The organism is Blautia coccoides (assembly GCF_034355335.1).
Taxonomy (GTDB): domain Bacteria; phylum Bacillota; class Clostridia; order Lachnospirales; family Lachnospiraceae; genus Blautia; species Blautia producta.
Genome location: NZ_CP136422.1, coordinates 2,766,104 through 2,784,912, shown reverse-complemented (window position 1 = coordinate 2,784,912; position 18,809 = coordinate 2,766,104). Strand labels below are relative to the sequence as shown.

The following is an 18,809-nucleotide window of genomic DNA, read 5'->3' as shown; positions in this document are numbered from 1 at the left end:
TGTTTATCCCCCTTTATTTTTCTACAATACTCCTGATCACCCTGCTCAATCTTTTGTACAACAGAAATGTCAAAACTGACGTCACTCCATACTTGATCAGATTGAAGGGCAGGATTCCTAAAACTGCCATGGAAAAGGCATTTTTCATAGCCGGATTCACAGCACTGCACATGGATATGATCTCATCCATAGTCATGCCAAACAGACGCACATAAAACGGAATGATCAGGTACAGATTTGTAAAAATTGCCACAATTCCCACCAGTACCGTGCTGACACCCATGCCGGCTAATGCCGTCTTCTTTGTCTTATGCCTGTGATAGATCAGCAGCGCCGGCATAACATAGCAGAAGCTCAGGATAAAATTCTGCAGCTCGCCGGTTCCCAGAGAAAAGCTGCCCTGCATGACAAGCTGCAGCAGTATCTTTACCACAATGATCATGAGTGCCGCACCCGGGCCGAACATAAACCCGCCCAGCATCTCCATCAATCCCGACAAGTCAAAGGACATAAAGGGCGGCATAAAAGGAAGCGGAAATCTGAAAAGCATGAGAACAGCGCTCACTGCCCCCATAAGGCCGATAAATGCTGTCTTCTTCACCCGCATTTTCGTACCGGTTACGGCCCTCATTCCATGGTCAAAAGCTGCATTGGTTGTTTCGTTTGTCTGGTCCATTGTCGTATCCTCCTTCAAAAAAATGAGCCCGGGACATAAGATATGCTCCGGGCGTAGTTTCACAGAAAATGTCTTTTCTCATCCGGACTATACCGTCGGTGCTGGAATTCCCCTTTTTCGATCAAGGAGTCACCAGCTCAGCCGCCAAAGCGGGTCATGGACTATACCATCGGTAGGGACTTGCACCCTGCCACAAAGACTTCAATATTCATTTTTTGAAATCAGAAATGTAGTAAACATCGTCTGTTGTCTTTGATTATATACCATACTTTTCCATATGTAAACAAAAATATGAGATTGCCTCAACGTGCATGATCCAATGCCTTGAAAAGAGCATCCAGATCAACCCTTCCGTACTGTCTTTAGTGTCACCTCAACAGCTTCAAATTTTTAACAAGCTGAAATTCAGCGTTCACTCATATATCCTTTTATTTCATCAGCAGTTAATTTCCGTACTTCTGTATGTGGATATTCTTTATATTCTCCAACTGTAAAGACCGGGGATATTTGTCTGCATTTCTTATCTTTATTTTTTTTCAGGAAAATATGCAACTCCTCATCATCCGCAAATATTTTATAGGATACTCTGCCTTTGCTATTTTCTATTTCATAAATACCACACGGCTTTTTTGTTGTATAGTCAGCCGTTCGTAAATAGAGTTTTGCAATTTCTAACGACCTGAACGGAAAATTCCACCTTTGTAATCCTCTATTTTTATCATGTTCAATACAAATGCAGCGGCCACAGGTTCCACATATATACTGCGTGTGGTTTTCTAAACAGTCCAAGGGATTTAATAATGGAGTAGCTCTATTTTCATCAGAGTAACATTCTTCACACATTTTACTTTTCGCTCCTTTTCAAGCTCAAATTTGTTCACCTTAAAAGCCGGAATTTATAACATTGAAATCATAGGATTTCATGATCTATTCCGACCAGCTTTGTATCTCAATAATATTTCCTTCACAATCAGCCGCATATACAAAGACCGCCTTCATATTCTGCCTTTACCAGTTCTCCAATCTGTTTACCGCCTTTTTCAAGCAATAGCAGCAATGTCTTTTCAACATCGTCTACTTCAAATGCAAGATGCGCTATCCCACATTTGTTCAAGGCCTGCAGGAATTTTCTCTATATTTCCGGTATGATCCCCCTCCTCCCAAGGATGACTCGCTTACTTCTGCCTTTTTAAATCCTGCGCTGCCACTTCCACGGCTTTTGGGAAATCACGATTCTTCTCCCGGTACTTCTCCCCTGTAAAACACACAAAACTTTATTGTATTACAGCGCTGCCTGCTCTGCTTAACCTCTATACTAAATATACCATAATCTCTTTCTGTCAGGCAATGGCAGCTCTGAAAGAATTCCGGAAAGTTTAACTTCGGTTACTGTCCGCAGGCCGCTGTGCCGGAAGACGTTTTGCGCAGGAAAACACTTACTGCCGGATTTCAGTAAAACCGGTACTGCCAAAAAAAGGCCGCTGACTGTACTTTAAAAAAAACCACACTTTAAGCAAAATATTTTTTACGTATGCGCATTTATCCCCATAAGTATAAGCTTTTGTAAGCCATTCTCCTTTTCCTGCAACGGTATATCTTACGATAAAAAGCACACATTTTACCAAAATAAAGATACCGAAAAGAAAACATTCCCTGCTATAATATAACAATAAATGATCAGTGGATCTCTGTCATCCGCATGATTGTAACCGGCAAAAGAAAAGATCAAGGAGGACACATTATGACAAAGTATACCCTTCACCCCATTCACATTGACCCGGAAAAGACCTGGCTCATGGACTTTGACGAATACTACGGTGGAAAAAAGACTTATTCCAAATACCTGATCGAACCATACGGGCCTTACCAGCACAACGAATTGCTGGACACGGTTTACGTGGATCCCAACCATGAGATGTGTTATCATGAACATACCCGCGGTGTAGAAACCTTTCTTGTGGACGGCGGTTCTGTACTGACCGAGATCTGCGGCAAAAAAGCTGTTTGCACCAAAGGCGACATTGTCCATCTGGCAGCCTATACCCCACACAAATTCACCTGGATCGACGCGGGAACCATATGGCGGGAGCTGTTCCAGGAAACCCAGATGGGCGAAGATTGTATTGCCAACCTGCGTTTTAAAGAATATAATAAAACTGAATTCGACATGGCAAAAGACGGCCAGAGCACTGACAGTCTCTACTATACTTATACCCCTGTCACAGAGACAGTTCCCAAAGAGCAGATTTATCAGATTCGTCCCTACAACAGTGGTCTGTGTATCTATAAATTTGAGGGATGCGAACTGCGGCAGAAGGTTGCACGCTGGGAGACAAAGGGACACAAAGAAATCTGGCAGCTCTGTATGGAGCCTGGTTTCCAGTTAAGCTGGAGTGCCCAAAATCCCTTCTACAGTCTTTTCATTGTTCAGGAAGGTTCTGTGGAGGTACGCATAGACGGCATGGAGCCGTTTACTGCCAAGGAGCGTGACGTGCTGCATATTCCCACCCACCTCTCAGGCGAGATCACAGCCCCTGACAAAGCCGTACTCTTTGATTATAACTGTGAAGGTTTCGGGCTTCGGGCCATTGAAGAGCTGTACGCCCTATACGCGGCTGACCCAAAAAAAGCAGAGACGGAAGCGGAAGCCATTCTTTCCAAACATAAATGTTATGTGCGCGGCCATCTTATAAAATAAGCAGTTGAAAACGGCCGGAACAAGGAAAAGGATTCCTAGGTTCCGGCCGTTTTATCATTTAAGATCCAGAGGACAAAAGGGAGGCGGCAAACCGATATATGAAAATCTTAGTTTTTGGAAATGCTGACATGAAGCCCGGCTTTATCCGGGCCGGAAACCAACATGGACATCATGTACTGTATACAGACAGGCTTCCATCTGTGGATGAAACTCTGAGCTTTTCTCCGGTTGCGGTGATCCTGATGATCCAAAGGCCGGCATCCCGCATTCAGGACTGCCTGGCTGCCATCTATCATGCATGTACTGCGCGCCTTTTTCTGTTGTTTGAACTCCACGAGAACGGTGTCTGCTGCTTTGTAGAAACCACACAGCGGGACAACAGGCTCCATGATTTTTTCCTCACCGCAGCCGAAGGAAAACATGTGGTGTCACTGCAATATCCCCATCAGAGCTGGAAGAATCGTTTTCCGGACGCCTTCCGTCATTTGGAGCGAAGGGAAGCCATGAAAATGATGCTGTACGGTGTTACCGAGGAAGAATTTGAAAGCTCCAGAAAACAATATGATCTGCACATTCATTCATCGGATTTTTATCTGTTTATGTGGGAGCTTGACAAAACCGCACTGGTGGATTACCCGGTAAACAAATCGATCCATTATTTCCTTCATGCACTGCGTCTGGAGGATTTCCTGCTGATACTGGAAGAAAACCAGGGAGGAGAAATCATCTTTTCAGATATCTCCTTTGCCTATATCCTTGTGAATGCTTCCCGCCCTTCCTGCGCCCGTACAAGGCGGCAGCAGGCAGACCATCTGGCACTGGAATTTTCAAAAGCCGCCGGACAAATCTCCTCCAACTGTTTTATCAGTGACCTGCTGCAGGGACCGGAGGATATCAGCCGGGGACATCAGGATTTTAAAAGGACCTGTGCCTACCGTTTTTTCTGCCGGGAGGCAGTCGCCATCTCCAATGATTATATCAAGACCCATCAGCGCTGGTTCAGCAGAGATGAGATCCAGAACACCATTGACGCCATTGAACATTATCTCAGTTTTGATATCAGCAATGAGGAGCTTCCTAAACTGATCCGGCATCTTTATCTCAAGATCGTCAAACCCAGTATGAGTTATAAGCTGTATTATCTGGTAAGCGAATCCATTCTGAAGTCCCTGAAAGACGAACTGTCTGTCAAACTGCTGATGGAGACCATTGACAGCCCCTGGCTTGTACTGACCACACAATTAGGCACCATAGAGGAAAGCTATGCCCGCGTGCTGGACTGTATCAACACCCTGGCAAAACAGCAGGTAAAGACACATAATATCAGCAACAGGGTGGTCCGCCAGGTTCTCCGGCATATAGAAGAACACTATACGCAGCCCCTGTCTGTAAGCGATATTGCCAAACGCCTCAACGTAAGCCCGTCCTATCTGAGCCAGTGTTTTAAGGCAGAAACAGGTGTCAGTATAAAACACTATCTGACTATGCGCCGCATGCAGCAGGCAAAGCAGCTTCTGCTCACCACCGATGAGTCTGTCAGTTCCATTGCCATAGCTGTCGGATATGATGACTATCGTCAGTTTTCTAAAATGTTCAAAGTCTATACCGGCGTGACGCCTGTACAATGCAGGAAAGGGGTAATGTGACAACTGCCCCTTACCTGTCATCTCCTATTAAAAACCATCCGCCTTCTGTGAAATACCCTTCATTTGCCAGTCTGACAGGTTCTATTTTCTCTGTTCCGGGCAGTCCGAACATGATATAAATATCAAGCTCTTCTGTCTTCTCATCCTTTCCAAAGCGGCCATCCGGCACAAAATCCACGTAAAATTCCCCTTTGTCTTTGGCGTCTGCTGAAAAAGAAAGAGGAAGTATCTGTTGGGAATCTTCTGACTGAATCTTCAGAAAAGCCTCCATATCAGAGGGAATATAAGAAAAACCACTGTTTTTCACTGTCCCTTCCACGGTAACTTCCTTTCCTTTTTTCAATTTCTGCGGGAAACGAACTTTCTCTACCCATATTCGGTATCCCAGGTGTGACGTAATATAATCATAACCTGACATATCTTCAAAGGTCTGTTCTTTCCATTGGCTGATAACTGCCTGGTCCGCATAGCCGTTTAAATATGAGGCATGCATCATAGAAAGCTCTTTTACCGCATTATTTACATCCGAAACCTCCGAAACATAAGGCATTTCCCCGCCGTTAAAGGAAGTGGAGACTGTCTTCTCAAGAAATTCAAGACTTTCTCTCCTGTCCTTCTCTCCGTCTTTGTAAGTGCCCAGGTCTGTATCCGATCCGAACAGGCCGTCATTATAAATTCCCAGACGGTCTGTTTTGAGATCATATTTTAAAGCTTGCCGGATAAACTGGGGCTTTCTCACCCCGACAGGAATACGTACATCCAGATTCTCCAGCAGATGTTCCAGAAATTCTATCTGAAATGGTTTTTCTTTTGTGTCGTATTCCACATAGTCTGTAGCATGCCATTCTCCCCAGGGCCCTAAAAAGCCGGCCTGCACGCCCATGATCTGCTGTGCATGTCTGTTTAATACCCCGCAGATCTCTCCGGTGTGTGACAGTATATGGCTGCGGGGAGGATCCTCATATTCTCCCTTCCAATCGTATGCCGCCCTGAAGATCACAGAAACCCCAGCCTCCTCTGCTGCCAGAAGCGCCTGCTCCAATGCGTCCAGAATTTCAGCGGAAAGCTGCTCTTTGTCCGCCTCCTTTTTCAGATCCATAGTCAGAAGTACAATCTTAAGTGCATTATTTTTCTCTGCTTCTCTCCGCATAGCCTCTGTGTCATGAATATCATACTGACAGTACCAGCCTGTCCGCGGATTGGTAAAAGCTTCAGAAGTTTCTTCCCCTGTCCATGTCCGATACTTATTCCGTCCCTGATACAGACATAAGATCAGAATGATCAGAAGCAGAACAAATAGAATCATTCTTTTCTTCAATGCAGTTTCCTTTCCTTTAAATCTGAGGATTCAGTTTCAAAACCACCTCACAGATCCCGGCATATATCCTGGGACACAGACGGAATATCATGACAGCGATCCGGTCAGCAGCGTTTTCTGCTCTGCGGATACATCTGTTATATTTACGGTAATATTTTCTATGTTCCTGCTCCAGATGTGTTAGAAGTTTTTTTCTGTTGGGCATGTATTTCCACACACGGTACCAGGATATTTGAACATTCAGCAGATACCGCTTTCTGGCATATGCCGTCTCCCTTCTGTCACCTTTTTTTTCAAAATATTCTGCGCACTCTCTCAGAGCTGCCAGCTTATCCAAACGCCTTTCATTATAGCCTTCGGACATGATACTGCCCTCCCTCTGGCGATAGCAGTAATATTTCCTGGTCGTGACTGCCACATGACGGGATTCATACAAAATCTTGTATGTCACAAATTCATCCTCATTGATCCGCCCTTCAGGATAGACCAGCAGTTCCTTCCACTTCCTATGATACAGCTTTCCCCACGCCACGATCATACCGCGTTCGTTTTTCTCCACGATCCTGGCTGCCGCAGCATGTCCGCTTATGCAGTATTCCATCACCTGTTCCTTTTTCTCTTTTTCTTCAGTGACGGTACCATCCTCATGCTCCCAGGCCAGACGATACCCGCATACGGAAACATCCGCCTTATATTTTATGATATTATGATACAGACATTCCAAATACCGGGGAGCCACATAGTCATCACTGTCCAGATAGGTTAAGTATTCTCCATCCGCATATACGGTCCCCGTATTGCGGGCTGCCGACAGTCCTCCGTTTTTCTGATGGATGACCCGTATGTTATCCTGCTCCGCATACATATCGCACAGATCACCGCTCCCGTCCAAGGAGCCGTCATCCACCAGTATGATCTCATAATCCGAGAATGTCTGTCCCAGTAAAGACCCTATGCATTTTGGAAGATACGGCTTTACATTATAGACCGGAACGATAACACTGATTTTACATTTCATAATGATTTCCTCTTATTTTACTCGGCTTTTAATATATAGTTTCATGACAGGATATGCCAGCAAGAACATGACCGCCAGTATCTCCTGTCTTATTTTCCCGCCCAGCATCCAAAGGCATGAGCTGTAAAAAAAGCGTTCCTCCCACACCGGAAGGCTTGACAACGCAGCAAAGCTGTTTTTATCTCTCACCATTTTAAAAAAGGACGGTTCCTTTAAAAATACTCTGACTCTGCCTTTAAGCCTTTTCAACGAAATTCCTTCATGAGGAATATTTCTCACCAGTGCCCAGCAGAACATACGCATGGCAAGAGGAACAAAAAGCTCCCTGTTCTCATCCTCTTTTTTCTCTTCTCTGAGAAAACGCGAATAGAAAGAAAGGGTTCTTACACTTTTTTCCGCGATCTTCGTGTCCGGCCTTCTGGTGGTGGACGCCCCCGTTACGTCATACTGATACACACATACAGGGCACAGATAATAGACCGGATCTTTGCAGAAAACCTTCAGATTAAATAGGGTGTCTTCCATGTATATTCTTCTGACATCATCAAAGAAAAGCCCGTTTTCATCCAGAAATTCCCTTCTGTATAGTTTATTCCACACATAGCCGAAAAGACTTGAAGTCTTAACCTTGTGATATCTGGATATTTCATCGCGGCTTCCCTTTTTCCCCAGATAACCTTCCGGCAGATCTTTGCCCACTTCCTCTTCGCCTCTGCTGTCAATCCTCTTATAGGAACCACAGACAAGATCGCATTTCCCGGCTTCGGCTTTCTTAAGCAATATGCGGATTCCGCTCCACTCCACCTTGTCGTCTGCATCGGCAAAAAACAGATATTTTCCCTGCGCTCTCTTCATCCCGTAATTTCTTGCTTTTCCCTGTCCCTGGTTTTTGGTGTGATATACTGACAATCTTGGTTCTCTGTCTGCAAGCTCATCACAAAGCCTTCCCGTTTCATCTGTAGATCCATCGTCCACAACAATTACCTCGAAGCAGATATCCCTCTCCCGCAAAATAGAGGACAGCATTTTTTTAATACAGGCTGCCCCGTTATATACCGGGATAATGAAACTGATCTCAGTCCTGTTCATCTTCATCCCTCCTCTATACCGGCATCCCCAGTCTCTGCTTTATGGCACGAAGCAGTACAAAGTACAAATATACTATTTTTCTTCTGACTTTACCGGCATTTTTTTGCAGACTTCCCACCTCTTCATTTTCACGTAAAAGCTCTGCAAAAGCCGCATCCATTGTCTGCCGGCTTTTCAAACAGACAATGCTGTTTCTTTTAAAAATCCCCTGTACTTCCTCCGTCACTTTTTCCCTGTTGTCAAACTCCCTGTCCAGAAATACATAGCAACTGTTATTCTTCTTCAGCCTTTTTATATAGACCGGAGAGCAGAATCCGCTCAATTTCCTATGTAACGGGGCTTCTCTTCTCTTTCCTCTGAATACCAGACAATACATAGGGTGCTCCTCATAATACTTATGAGCCATTTTCAGCAGATCCGCTTCTGCCATTCCCCGTTTTCTGAAAAACAAATAGTCCCAGGTAAATCTGCGTTTTTTCGCAATGTGGTAGATTCTCAGTCTCCTGTCAAAGCACCAGGCCAGCGCAGTGCGGTGGGAACCGTCCAGTGCCGCATAATCCTCATCCACCGGTATGGGATCCCCCGGAATCTCCTGCCCTTCCCGGAACAGCCGGTATAAACTATGCAGTGTTTCCACATATTTTCCCATTCCATCCTTTGCCTGGTTACCGGCTTCCACCACTCTGCCGCCGCAGAAAACTTCTATATGCCGCTTGTAAAGAGCCAGAGCGTCCGGGATATCTTTTTCCTTCTTCAGCGCTTCAATATATATGATCTTGGAATTTAAGTCAAATCTTAAAGGATTCCACAGCACACCCGCGTCCACAGTCTCTTCTTCCGCCAGTTCATGCCCCTTAAGGCGAAGAGAACTGCATACATAGGGATATTTATGAAAAACCTCTTTTATCACTCCCTGGTATTGGCCTGCTGCCTTTTTATTGATCTTTTCCCATGTTTCTTCCCTGCATTTTTCCACCAAATGCACAGAATTCTTCTGCATTTTAAAAGTGTTTCTTAACTCCTGCTTTATCACCTGGATCTGGGGCAGCTTTTTCCCTTCCAGTTTATAAAATACAACCGGATACCCCTCCGCGTAACACCAGGAAGCCTTATTTTTTACATTCTTCCATTTATCCGCCCAGGGCTCCCTGTGATAAACAGAGTAAATAAACTCCGTGAATTCCGAGAGAGTCATACGCATGGATATCTTTTTTTCGTATACAGGAATCTTCCACTGTTCCAGAAGATGTTCTGCCTTCCTCTGCCCCTCCTCGGAAGCACTGGAAGGCCATAGTATCAGAACGGAATACTTCTTTTCCCCTTTCATAGCTGTTTTTCCCCCAACTTTTTTATAATCTTTGATACCACAGCTCCAAACAGAAAAAAGCACACCAAAGAAAGCAGCAGACACAGCATGCCCTTTATGCAGAGCCAAAACCAGGAATGGGCAGGCATAGCCTGCATTGGAATGCCAACGATCCTCAAGATCACATAAGTCAATCCTCCGCTGACGATCTGATAAACAGCCTCCGGTTTCCAGGATTTTCCGAAATATCGGTAAACCATATACGGCTCATAAAAATAAAGAGTTATCACTGATGAGACTGCCGTTGCCGTCAAAATTCCCATAAGGCCGTATACAGCTCCCAGGATATAGGACAGGACAAGATTGAGCAGTCCCTTTCCCAAAACAATGTATCCCACCTTCTGAAACAGTCCCGCCGATTGTCTGTAAGCTGCCGTAGTCTGCCGGATTCCGGTCAAATACAGGTTCAGGGCAACAATAGCCGGGACCTTCATATCCAGCAAAACCTCTGCTCCCATCCAAAGACTGATAAAATCCTGTACCAGCCAATAAAATCCTATGACTGTAATCCCATTCACCATAATATTAACTGCAGAGAGCTTTAAAAAATCACTGTATTGCTTATCCCGGCCATCCAGGCTGACAGAATGTCCTATTTTCGCTAAAATAGAATCAAAAAAGCTTGAGATCATGCTCTGGATCCCCATACTCACAAACATATAATTGGAATAACAGCCTGCTGTGGCTGTGCTGAGAAGATCTGAGATAACAATACTGTCCGTACTGTTCACCAGTACATTTCCTGCCCTGTAAATGATCAGATCTTTTACATTTTTCCGGATTTCTTTCTGTTCTGCCGTACCCGGCATTCCTTCTTCCTGCAGAAGATAAGAATACCTGCGTTTGATATAGCTGTGAAGTATAAAGTATGTGATGATATTTTTAACCAGCACGCAGAGCAAAAACAACGAGTAATTATAAGCTGTTTTCAGCACAAAAACCTGAAACACCAGCGCCGCGCCGTCCACTGTGCTCATAACCAGGCAGCAGATATATCTCTTCTGATCCGCCATGATATAATAATATTCCAGAAACAGGCGGTTATAGATAAGCACAGACCCAAGATAGAGGAAATAAGTGCCTGTGATCTCCATGACTCTGATATCCGCATGTACAACTACCAGTACAAGAAAAACGGCTGCACTTCCTATACTCATTACCGCCACAGTAAGAATACGGTAGATCCTCCTGTAATACTGATAGATCTCCGCCTGTTCCTTCCGCTTTCCAAGTGCCAGCGGGCGGTACAGACTGTACATCATGGCGGTGCCGATCCCCATAAAGGCAAATGTGAAAATGTCGCAGAAATTTCCAAATACGGTCTGCAGTCCCAGATATTCCACACCCAGATATGTTCTGACCGCATATTTGGAAACCATATTGATAAGCAGAGAAAGAACCTGATGAAACACTCCTATGATCACATTACTCTGCAGTCTGCTGTCCCCTCCACTCACTGTCACGCCTCCTTTTCACATTTTATAAGATACTCAAGCCTGTTTTTGATACACGATCCTGCCTTTTTGGGAAGACTTCATCGTATCTATGATTTTATAGTGGCAGAATATATGGGCTTCAAAATTCTTTTCCAGATACCGGATCCTGAAGTAGCTGGCAGTAAAACCACAGAGCATTCCGAAAAAAGCTCCCATCCCGTAAAAAGCCACCGGAAGATTCTTGGAAACAAGTGTTCCCAGAACTGTACCCGCAAAATATGCCAGAGCTGACAGCAGCGTTCCCTTGGTATCGTCAAAATAATACAGATATACCAGATTCCCATACAACAGGAAGATTCCCAGATAACTCACCGCCAGAACAGGATAGATCTCCATGATCATCCCTGAAAAGCCTATATAAGGGCCAAATATCAGCAGCACCAGGAAAATGACAGAGGTAATTGCCAACTGCATACCAAAGACCTGTCCAATCTGCTGTGATAAGGTACGAAACATGATTTTTTTGTTTTTCTGTATGGCTTTGTAGGTTCCTCCGATAATAGATTCCATATAATCCTGATAGGCCTCGTGAAACCTGGTCTCCGCCACCACTGTAAAAAGAATCATAGTGGAAATATTGGTGAACATAGCGAGACAGGAAGCCATATCATATGACTGATGGCTGTGATATGTCTGTGCTACGGTCAACCGCTGCTGTGTTGTCCAGAATATAAAATTGTGGACATACAGACCCAGCATATAAAGCAACTGCGTCAGCCATATCTTCCCATGGTGAACCAGATACCAAAGGCATTCCGTATAATTCTGACTCACTGTCCTGAAATATCTCTTGATATAGGAGAACTCCAGCACAGCGATGGTCAGAAACCCCGCTGCCATCCCGTACAGTATGGAATGTATCCTGTCCGCTCTCAAGACAAACCGGAATACCAGGGCTGTCAGCACTACCACCAGCATACCCACCAGAAAAAATATGGCTATTATCTTATAATCCTTTGTTGCGTGCAGATAGGTGACAGAAAAAAACAACAGGACAGATGACATCCAAAACACATATGCCGCCAATATAAATAGCAGATCAATGCCCCCTCTGAAATATAGACTCAGCATCACAGGTATAGATATTCCGGTTCCCAGAATTCCCAGTATGAGTATACCTGTATAAAATGAGGGCAGAATGTTGGCATATTCGTCCATATAGAATTTATCTGCCAGATATCTGGAGAACACCGCATTGAACGGGGCTGTCAGTATAATAGAAAATATAAACACATACAAAATTGTGGAGGATAAAAGCTCCCTTGTCATAAAAGAAACCTTCATCATGTTCAGGGCAAGGTACAAAAACAATAAGGTGACGATCACCACAACTGTTGGCCCGATCGTGACAACCGAACTGTATATGCCCCCTGCCACTGCTCTGGCTATTCCTTCTTTACGGTATATTTTTTTAAGTTCAAATCCTATTCCAGCCATATTATTTCACCTTTTCTTTTTCTGCCATCCTCTTATATAACTGATAATACTGTTCAAAAATATTTTTTTCGTCATAAAAGGTACAGACTCTGCGGTAGCCGGTTTCGCCCATTCTCTTCCGTTTTTCCGGGCTGCCGGCCAAATCCAGAATTGCATTGGCGATCTTGGAAGTGTTCATTACAGGTGCAATATATCCCGCATCTCCCCAGTCGTCAAATTCTCCCTGGATCAATCCCCGGCAGTTTCCCACATTGGTGGCTATGAATGGTTTTTTAGCCGCAAATCCTTCCAAAATTGCCAGAGGCTGGCCTTCACTTAAACTGGTCAGCAGTAAAATATCCATTTTTCCGATATAATCCTTAATATTTACAATACCGGTAAATTCCACGTCCTGTATATTCAGGTCAGCCACCATTTTGCGGCACTCCTGTGCGTATTCCTCAGACTCTTCCAGAGACCCCATGATCCAGAGCTTCAGTCTCGGCTCTTTGCTTTTTGCAAGGCCAAAAGCTCCGATCATGGTTTTTACATCTTTAATCGGCGTTACCCTCAGTACTGCACCCACATGGATAAAGGGATCTTCCTCCTGTTTTTGGGGAATATTCTCAAACTTGTGGGAATCCACACCATTTGGTATCACCATTGTCTTGTTCTCACTGCATCCAAGCTCGATCTGGAACTGTCTGGCCTCCTCAAATAAGGCAACCACCTGATCCGCGAAATCATAGCAGCACATTCCCACTTTTCTGAACTGCATGATCCACAGATCCTTATATATCCCCTTTACCCAGTCTGCTTTAATGATCTCCTCCTCCCGTTCCCGGGTGTAGATCCCATGCTCAGACATAATAAAGGGTTTGTCATAGAGATATCTCTGCATGGCTCCCCAGATACCTGCGTATCCGCTGGAGGCTGAGTGATACAGATCTGCTTCTGTAGTCCTTGATTTCAGCATGGTAAACAGCGGCAGGTACATGGACCGCATAGTCCAGAGAAAGTCCGTAAAAGGAATCCTTGCAAAATGCTCTTTATAGTAAGCCAGAACCATGCTCAGAAAATCTTCTCCTGACAAAAGCGCATTCAGGGACACCTCCTTCTCCGCAAAAAAGCGGATGATGGTCTTCCAGTCCACCTCTTTGCCGAACAGAAGTCCTTCAAAAGCTTCGTATTCCTCAGAGGTCATTTTCAGTCTCTTTTGGCGCCTGTTGCTCATATAATCATCATCCAGCAGATAAACTTCCTGGATTTCCAGACAGTTATCCGGGATTTGATATTTAAAGCTCCTGGTCTCCTCCCTCTTGGCTGCTATACTCTGTACGATAAACTCTGTATCCTTCATATACAGCATAAGCTGCTGTATCCAGTTGGACATGCCGCCATTTACATAGGGATATGCCCCTTCCACGATCAGACAAACTCTCATTCCATCACTTCCTGTTTCCAGTCAATCTTCACCTGACTGTTATTTGCACGGATCATATAAAGCTCCTCGCCGATTTTTGTTATCTCGCCGCCTTCTGTGCCCGTGATCTTATTGGGTGTCTGCATATAAAAATATGCCTCTTTCTCAAAGTTTCCGATATCTATTCTGACTCCGTCACTGCTGTAGGTATACTTTGGCTCTATAGCCAGCAGATTTTCAATTCTCCCGGCAGCTTCGCTGAGCGTTACCCTGTCAATCCATGGATAATATTTCTTATGTGTACCCATGGCAGTTTCCATGATCTTGCAGTATTCCATCCATTCCAGCTTTTCATCCTCATCTTCATCCTCCAGGATCTCAGGAATGTCTATAAGCCCGGTTATCATTCCAAGCCCCCGCAGACCTCCGTCCACAAACTGCCTCTCCTGGAGATAATCAGACATATTGTCAAGGAGCAGCGGCACATTAAGTCTTTGGTCCTTACCATCCCGGAACTGAAAATCCTCAGTCCATTCAACCGCCCGGCTGCTGCTGTCTACAATCTCCATAGTTCCGTCCAAGAGAATACGACTGATCTCTCCTTTGGCCGCCTCTATTTCCTGACAGAAATAAACCAGTTCCCCTTCTTTTTCAAGGGCATCACTTCCGTAATCAGGAGTAAAGTAAGAAAAACGGATACCATAGATATCTGAGCACCGCTTTAATTCCGGATAAAACAAATCCCTCTGAACGCCTCTTGCATCACGGGAATAGTGTTTTTCCAATATATCTGATCTTATATTTGAAACATAAGGCATGCCTTTTACAGCCACGCAGTATGCATTCACCACAGGATAGATATAGGTTTCCGACAGGTCACAGAAAATCATACTGAGCATTGCGTATCCCAAAGGAGTCTCGGCAAGCTGTCCATTGCTCACATACACAAAGCCGTCGCCTTTCTCTCCCACATAGCTCCAGAACAGAGGTGGCAGGTCTTCATTCTCCACATCCTCATCTTCCAAAAGCGCAGAAATATATATCTGGGTCTGTTTCTTTAACTCTATCTCCCTGGCCGGTATATGAGAATCTTCACTCTCTGAGATCGTGCCGAGAAGCAGGTTCTGGGACGTTCTCATGGCCTCATAAACAGTTTCTTTCCCCAGCCGGTATATCCCCAAAAGATTTCTGAGTCTTCTGCTCTTGAGACTTGTATCATCGGGAAATACCGCAAAAAATACATGTTTTCTCTTTTTCACCTGTTCTTCCAGCCACTCCGTATCCTGTTCTGTTATTTTTTCTGTTGTTATGATCAGGAGCTTTAATTCCGGAAGTTCCCTGTCTCTCAGATCGTCTATGGACTGCACACTGCCAAGGCTCTCTTTCATAACTGTCATCTGAAGACCGATCAATTCCCGCAGATCTGGGTTCCCACTGCCAATGACACAGGCGTGTGCGCGCTCCAGTTCACTGTCCTGTACCGCATCTTCCGCTTTTGCTGTTGCTGTGCTTGGCGGCTTCTCCTTCTTATTCTCTGCCCACATCATGATTTTAGACAGGTTAGCCAGCAGCAGAAATGCAGACAGCAAAAGAAAAAGGATGAGAACAATATATACATAGGTATATCTTTTCAGTTGGTTTTTCGTCTGAAATTTTTTTCTGTCCACAAAATCTCCCTTACTTTCTTTTATAACGAATAAACGCATTAAATGTGCTCAGACACATGAGTATCATATATTTCACAGCATGGGCAGCCCCTGAATGCATGGCAATTCCCTCTGTGCGGATATGCATGATAGCAGGTACCTCTGTTATATGGTATCCCCGAAGAAGCATTTGAAGTATCATGTTGAGATCCGGGTATTTAATATCAAAATTGCTATATGAGGCATAACAGGAAAAGGCTCTGCGGTTCAGTCCCTGCAGTCCGCTTGTGGGGTCAGTCAGGATATATCCCGTCAGTCTGCGGATCACAAAACGGAACATACGGATCGCTACCAGCCTGATCTTAGAGACAGGGTATGTCTGGCTTGCAGATAAAAAACGGGAGCCTATGACAATGTCCGGCTGTCTCTCCTGTATGGCAGTCAGTTTTTTGTAAATCCGTTCTAGATTTCTCACATCATGCTGTCCGTCTGCATCCATCTGCAGCAGATATTCATATCCGTGCTCTACCGCGTATTTATAACCTGTCTGAAGTGCAGCTCCGTATCCCATATTATAAACCTGCCTTATCACTGTAACCTTACACGCCAGGGCCTCACCATAGGTATTGTCAGAAGATCCATCGTCGATCACCACCACGTCCAGCCAGTGATCTGTATTGATCTCCTGTATTTTGCGCAGCACATTTCCGATATTTGCCTGCTCATTATAGGCAGGTATCACCAAAACCACTTTATGATCCATTTCCATCCTCCTCCTCTGCCGGTATACTTTTTGTATAGTCCACTGCAAGATTCAGCAGAAAATATTCATCCTGCTGTATTTTATAAACGGTGACACAGTCATCCTCATAGTAAACAGAAATCTCATTGGGAAAGACCACCTTCATCTGTTCCATCCAGTAATACAGCTTAGACATGACGATCTGCCGCTGAAAATAATACAGTCTGTCCCTTCCTTTGCTGCCCTCCTCGGGAATATCCAAATCCTGCCGTGCCAGTTCAGGAGATACGGGTACTGTGAAATCTATAACATTGCTGCGGTCTATCTTTCTTTTTGAATCGTAATACTGTGTCACATTTTTTTCTGTTACCACAAAAATGTATTTTGTCGGGATGAAAATCTTTCGTTTATTCTTTTCCAGCTTATCCAAAAGATCCAGTATTTCATAATGGTATCCGTCCCTCGATACAGCGGAAAGGTCATTGGTAGTGGACATAACCGTCCAGGTTTCCTTTTTATAATTATCGATCAAATCCAGGCAGACACGCATATCTGCCTCTGTCACGGTCATTTCAAAATATCTCCCTTTTTTAACTGCCCCATGGCTGCAAATCGCACCCATGACTGCACATCCCGCCGCTAAAACCAGATAATCCGCTATTTTCTTTTGTACGCCGCATCTTATCAGACAATCGTAGCAAAACTGCCCCGGCATAGCCAAAAGCGGAACCGTAAATACAGCGAGGAAGGTGGCTGCCCGGTACATCTCCACCAACACGGGCGCTCCCACAAGATAACAGGAATGCAATGCGAATAATGCAACCCAGGCCAATGCCAGAAATACATAAATGAGGTACTGCCACTTCTCTTTTGCGAATATGATCCCGAACAGTCCATACAGCAGAGCAAACGCATTCAAAGCCAGAATGATCTTTGCATAAAACATACTGCTGACAGTCTTTGAGGCAAGCATCTCAAGTACGGTCCGCACTGCATCCTCTGGGGAATGTACCTTGCTCAGATCAAATTCCGGCTCATCCTCATCGTCCTTCTCCTCCCCGGAAGCATTCTGGGATGCCTTCTCTGTTTCCTCCTCATACTGCTGCTCCAGTGTCTCCATTCCATAATCCCCCTGCATAATGGAAAGTGCCCAGTTTATGGAACGCTCAAATGGATACCCCAAAAGATATCCGCATCCGTAAGGAAGCATTGATAAAATGAGAGCCAGGATTCCCCCTGCGATCACTTTGAAAAGCATCTTATCTCTCAGCATCCGCACACAGAACACAATACCAAAGCAAACGCACAGGATCCCTGCTATGATAGCCACATAGAAATGTGCCTGAAAGCACCAGAAAACCGACAGAATAAACATCCACAGAGACGTATTTTCTTTTTCTTTTACATAGGAGATCAACCCCAGAAGCATCAGCATTAAAGCCACAAGCCCGAATTCCATGGGAAAGGAAAACTGAAAGCGGAAATAGGTTACAGTGGTAAAAATGTCAGAGACAGCAAAGACTGCCCAGGCTCCAAGAGCCGCGAATCTGGATCTTATCAGGCTTCTCAACAGTATATAGACAGACAGAAATATCATAAAGGTTGAAAATACAGCGATGTTCAAATATGTACGGACTGCCGAGATACCCAAAACCGTAGAAATAACTCCTGTTAAAAAGTGAAGCCCAAAGGGATACATACCTACCGGAAAAATATTATTGTCCAAAAGGGACTGTATCCAGTATAAATGAGTCTCCTCATCCGTGTGCCCATAGGCTGCGGATGTAAATTTATACATTCCGAAAAAATACAGTACAAAGGCCATGACCAGGAAAACCAGCGCCAATTCCAACAGATTCCCCTTAATATTCTCTCTGTAATAATTCTGTACACGGTCTTTCCCTATCATAAAAAGGTCACGCCTCAGTTTTCTCCTGCCGTAGACGCCGGCGGCAATGTCTTTGATGTTCTTCCTGCGTTCCCTTAAAAAAGCTGCTGCAGACTTACGCCTTACCAAAAGATTCAGGAGCAGAGGGATCAGCACCATAAAGATCAAAACAGACCATCTGTAAAAACATTTCATATAGGCCAGCAAATAGCCTATGCTGATAAGATATACATTGCCTATTGTCTGATAAAAACAGATACGGTACAGCCACCCTTTTTCTCTGACAAAGGTGTGAAAACATAACGACGGCAGAAAGATAACAACCAAAGCGTATCCGGCCGCGAATTCTATTATATTGGTTATATTAGCTGCGATCATTTTCTACCT

General features: G+C 44.5%; 14 protein-coding genes and 1 riboswitch. Of the genes, 2 read left to right on the top strand and 12 right to left on the bottom strand.

Features of this window, described 5'->3' with window-relative positions; translation table 11 throughout:
• Positions 1 to 13: 13 nt before the first annotated feature.
• Positions 14 to 676 carry an ECF transporter S component gene (locus tag BLCOC_RS12300; RefSeq protein WP_115622341.1) on the bottom strand — a complete coding sequence of 221 codons (663 nt, stop codon included), beginning with the start codon at positions 674 to 676 and terminating at the stop codon, positions 14 to 16.
• A gap of 66 nt (positions 677 to 742) precedes the next feature.
• Positions 743 to 880: riboswitch (FMN riboswitch) on the bottom strand.
• Between the two features lie 201 nt (positions 881 to 1,081).
• Entirely contained in the window at positions 1,082 to 1,519 is a 438-nt protein-coding gene (locus tag BLCOC_RS12295) for a hypothetical protein (protein ID WP_115622340.1), read from the bottom strand.
• Between the two features lie 898 nt (positions 1,520 to 2,417).
• On the opposite strand from BLCOC_RS12295, the gene BLCOC_RS12290 reads away from it, so the two are divergent.
• The gene (locus BLCOC_RS12290; RefSeq protein WP_115622338.1) at positions 2,418 to 3,374 is read left to right on the top strand and encodes a hypothetical protein; all 957 of its coding nucleotides are present in this window, start codon (positions 2,418 to 2,420) and stop codon (positions 3,372 to 3,374) included.
• A gap of 98 nt (positions 3,375 to 3,472) precedes the next feature.
• A complete protein-coding gene (locus BLCOC_RS12285; RefSeq protein ID WP_115622337.1) occupies positions 3,473 to 5,020 on the top strand; it encodes an AraC family transcriptional regulator in 1,548 nt (515 codons plus the stop codon).
• A 10-nt stretch (positions 5,021 to 5,030) separates the two neighbouring features.
• Here BLCOC_RS12285 and BLCOC_RS12280 read toward each other — a convergent pair whose 3' ends face one another.
• The 10 genes from BLCOC_RS12280 to BLCOC_RS12235 are packed head-to-tail and all read right to left on the bottom strand — an operon-like array spanning position 5,031 to position 18,800.
• Positions 5,031 to 6,338: a DUF4832 domain-containing protein gene (locus BLCOC_RS12280; RefSeq protein ID WP_115622336.1), complete on the bottom strand. Its 1,308-nt coding sequence runs from the start codon at positions 6,336 to 6,338 to the stop codon at positions 5,031 to 5,033.
• A gap of 16 nt (positions 6,339 to 6,354) precedes the next feature.
• Positions 6,355 to 7,356 carry a glycosyltransferase family 2 protein gene (locus BLCOC_RS12275; RefSeq protein ID WP_115622335.1) on the bottom strand — a complete coding sequence of 334 codons (1,002 nt, stop codon included), beginning with the start codon at positions 7,354 to 7,356 and terminating at the stop codon, positions 6,355 to 6,357.
• Between the two features lie 12 nt (positions 7,357 to 7,368).
• Complete coding sequence (locus BLCOC_RS12270; RefSeq protein ID WP_165907242.1) at positions 7,369 to 8,445, bottom strand: glycosyltransferase family 2 protein; 1,077 nt, start codon at positions 8,443 to 8,445, stop codon at positions 7,369 to 7,371.
• Between the two features lie 13 nt (positions 8,446 to 8,458).
• Positions 8,459 to 9,772 carry a hypothetical protein gene (locus BLCOC_RS12265; RefSeq protein ID WP_115622333.1) on the bottom strand — a complete coding sequence of 438 codons (1,314 nt, stop codon included), beginning with the start codon at positions 9,770 to 9,772 and terminating at the stop codon, positions 8,459 to 8,461.
• A complete protein-coding gene (locus tag BLCOC_RS12260) occupies positions 9,769 to 11,268 on the bottom strand; it encodes a polysaccharide biosynthesis protein (RefSeq protein ID WP_115622332.1) in 1,500 nt (499 codons plus the stop codon). The genes BLCOC_RS12265 and BLCOC_RS12260 overlap by 4 nt, the downstream gene beginning before the upstream one ends.
• Before the next feature lie 33 nt (positions 11,269 to 11,301).
• The gene (gene pelG, locus BLCOC_RS12255) at positions 11,302 to 12,744 is read right to left on the bottom strand and encodes an exopolysaccharide Pel transporter PelG (RefSeq protein WP_115622331.1); all 1,443 of its coding nucleotides are present in this window, start codon (positions 12,742 to 12,744) and stop codon (positions 11,302 to 11,304) included.
• Position 12,745: 1 nt separating this feature from the next.
• Positions 12,746 to 14,167, bottom strand: coding sequence for a GT4 family glycosyltransferase PelF (gene pelF / locus BLCOC_RS12250; protein WP_115622330.1), 1,422 nt, complete (start codon positions 14,165 to 14,167; stop codon positions 12,746 to 12,748).
• Complete coding sequence (locus tag BLCOC_RS12245; protein ID WP_165907241.1) at positions 14,164 to 15,813, bottom strand: DUF2194 domain-containing protein; 1,650 nt, start codon at positions 15,811 to 15,813, stop codon at positions 14,164 to 14,166. Before BLCOC_RS12245 ends, pelF begins: the two co-directional genes overlap by 4 nt.
• A gap of 10 nt (positions 15,814 to 15,823) precedes the next feature.
• A complete protein-coding gene (locus tag BLCOC_RS12240; protein WP_115622328.1) occupies positions 15,824 to 16,555 on the bottom strand; it encodes a glycosyltransferase family 2 protein in 732 nt (243 codons plus the stop codon).
• Positions 16,545 to 18,800: a pilus assembly protein gene (locus BLCOC_RS12235; RefSeq protein WP_115622327.1), complete on the bottom strand. Its 2,256-nt coding sequence runs from the start codon at positions 18,798 to 18,800 to the stop codon at positions 16,545 to 16,547. Before BLCOC_RS12235 ends, BLCOC_RS12240 begins: the two co-directional genes overlap by 11 nt.
• Between the last annotated feature and the right edge of the window lie 9 nt (positions 18,801 to 18,809).

Excerpts from the sequence above, each read along its gene's own strand:
- BLCOC_RS12300 (WP_115622341.1), bottom strand. The coding sequence starts at position 676 with ATGGACCAGACAAACGAAACAACCAATGCAGCTTTTGACCATGGAATG.
- BLCOC_RS12295 (WP_115622340.1), bottom strand. The coding sequence starts at position 1,519 with ATGTGTGAAGAATGTTACTCTGATGAAAATAGAGCTACTCCATTATTA.
- BLCOC_RS12290 (WP_115622338.1), top strand. The coding sequence starts at position 2,418 with ATGACAAAGTATACCCTTCACCCCATTCACATTGACCCGGAAAAGACC.
- BLCOC_RS12285 (WP_115622337.1), top strand. The coding sequence starts at position 3,473 with ATGAAAATCTTAGTTTTTGGAAATGCTGACATGAAGCCCGGCTTTATC.
- BLCOC_RS12275 (WP_115622335.1), bottom strand. The coding sequence starts at position 7,356 with ATGAAATGTAAAATCAGTGTTATCGTTCCGGTCTATAATGTAAAGCCG.
- BLCOC_RS12270 (WP_165907242.1), bottom strand. The coding sequence starts at position 8,445 with ATGAACAGGACTGAGATCAGTTTCATTATCCCGGTATATAACGGGGCA.
- BLCOC_RS12265 (WP_115622333.1), bottom strand. The coding sequence starts at position 9,772 with ATGAAAGGGGAAAAGAAGTATTCCGTTCTGATACTATGGCCTTCCAGT.
- pelG (WP_115622331.1), bottom strand. The coding sequence starts at position 12,744 with ATGGCTGGAATAGGATTTGAACTTAAAAAAATATACCGTAAAGAAGGA.
- pelF (WP_115622330.1), bottom strand. The coding sequence starts at position 14,167 with ATGAGAGTTTGTCTGATCGTGGAAGGGGCATATCCCTATGTAAATGGC.
- BLCOC_RS12240 (WP_115622328.1), bottom strand. The coding sequence starts at position 16,555 with ATGGATCATAAAGTGGTTTTGGTGATACCTGCCTATAATGAGCAGGCA.
- BLCOC_RS12235 (WP_115622327.1), bottom strand. The coding sequence starts at position 18,800 with ATGATCGCAGCTAATATAACCAATATAATAGAATTCGCGGCCGGATAC.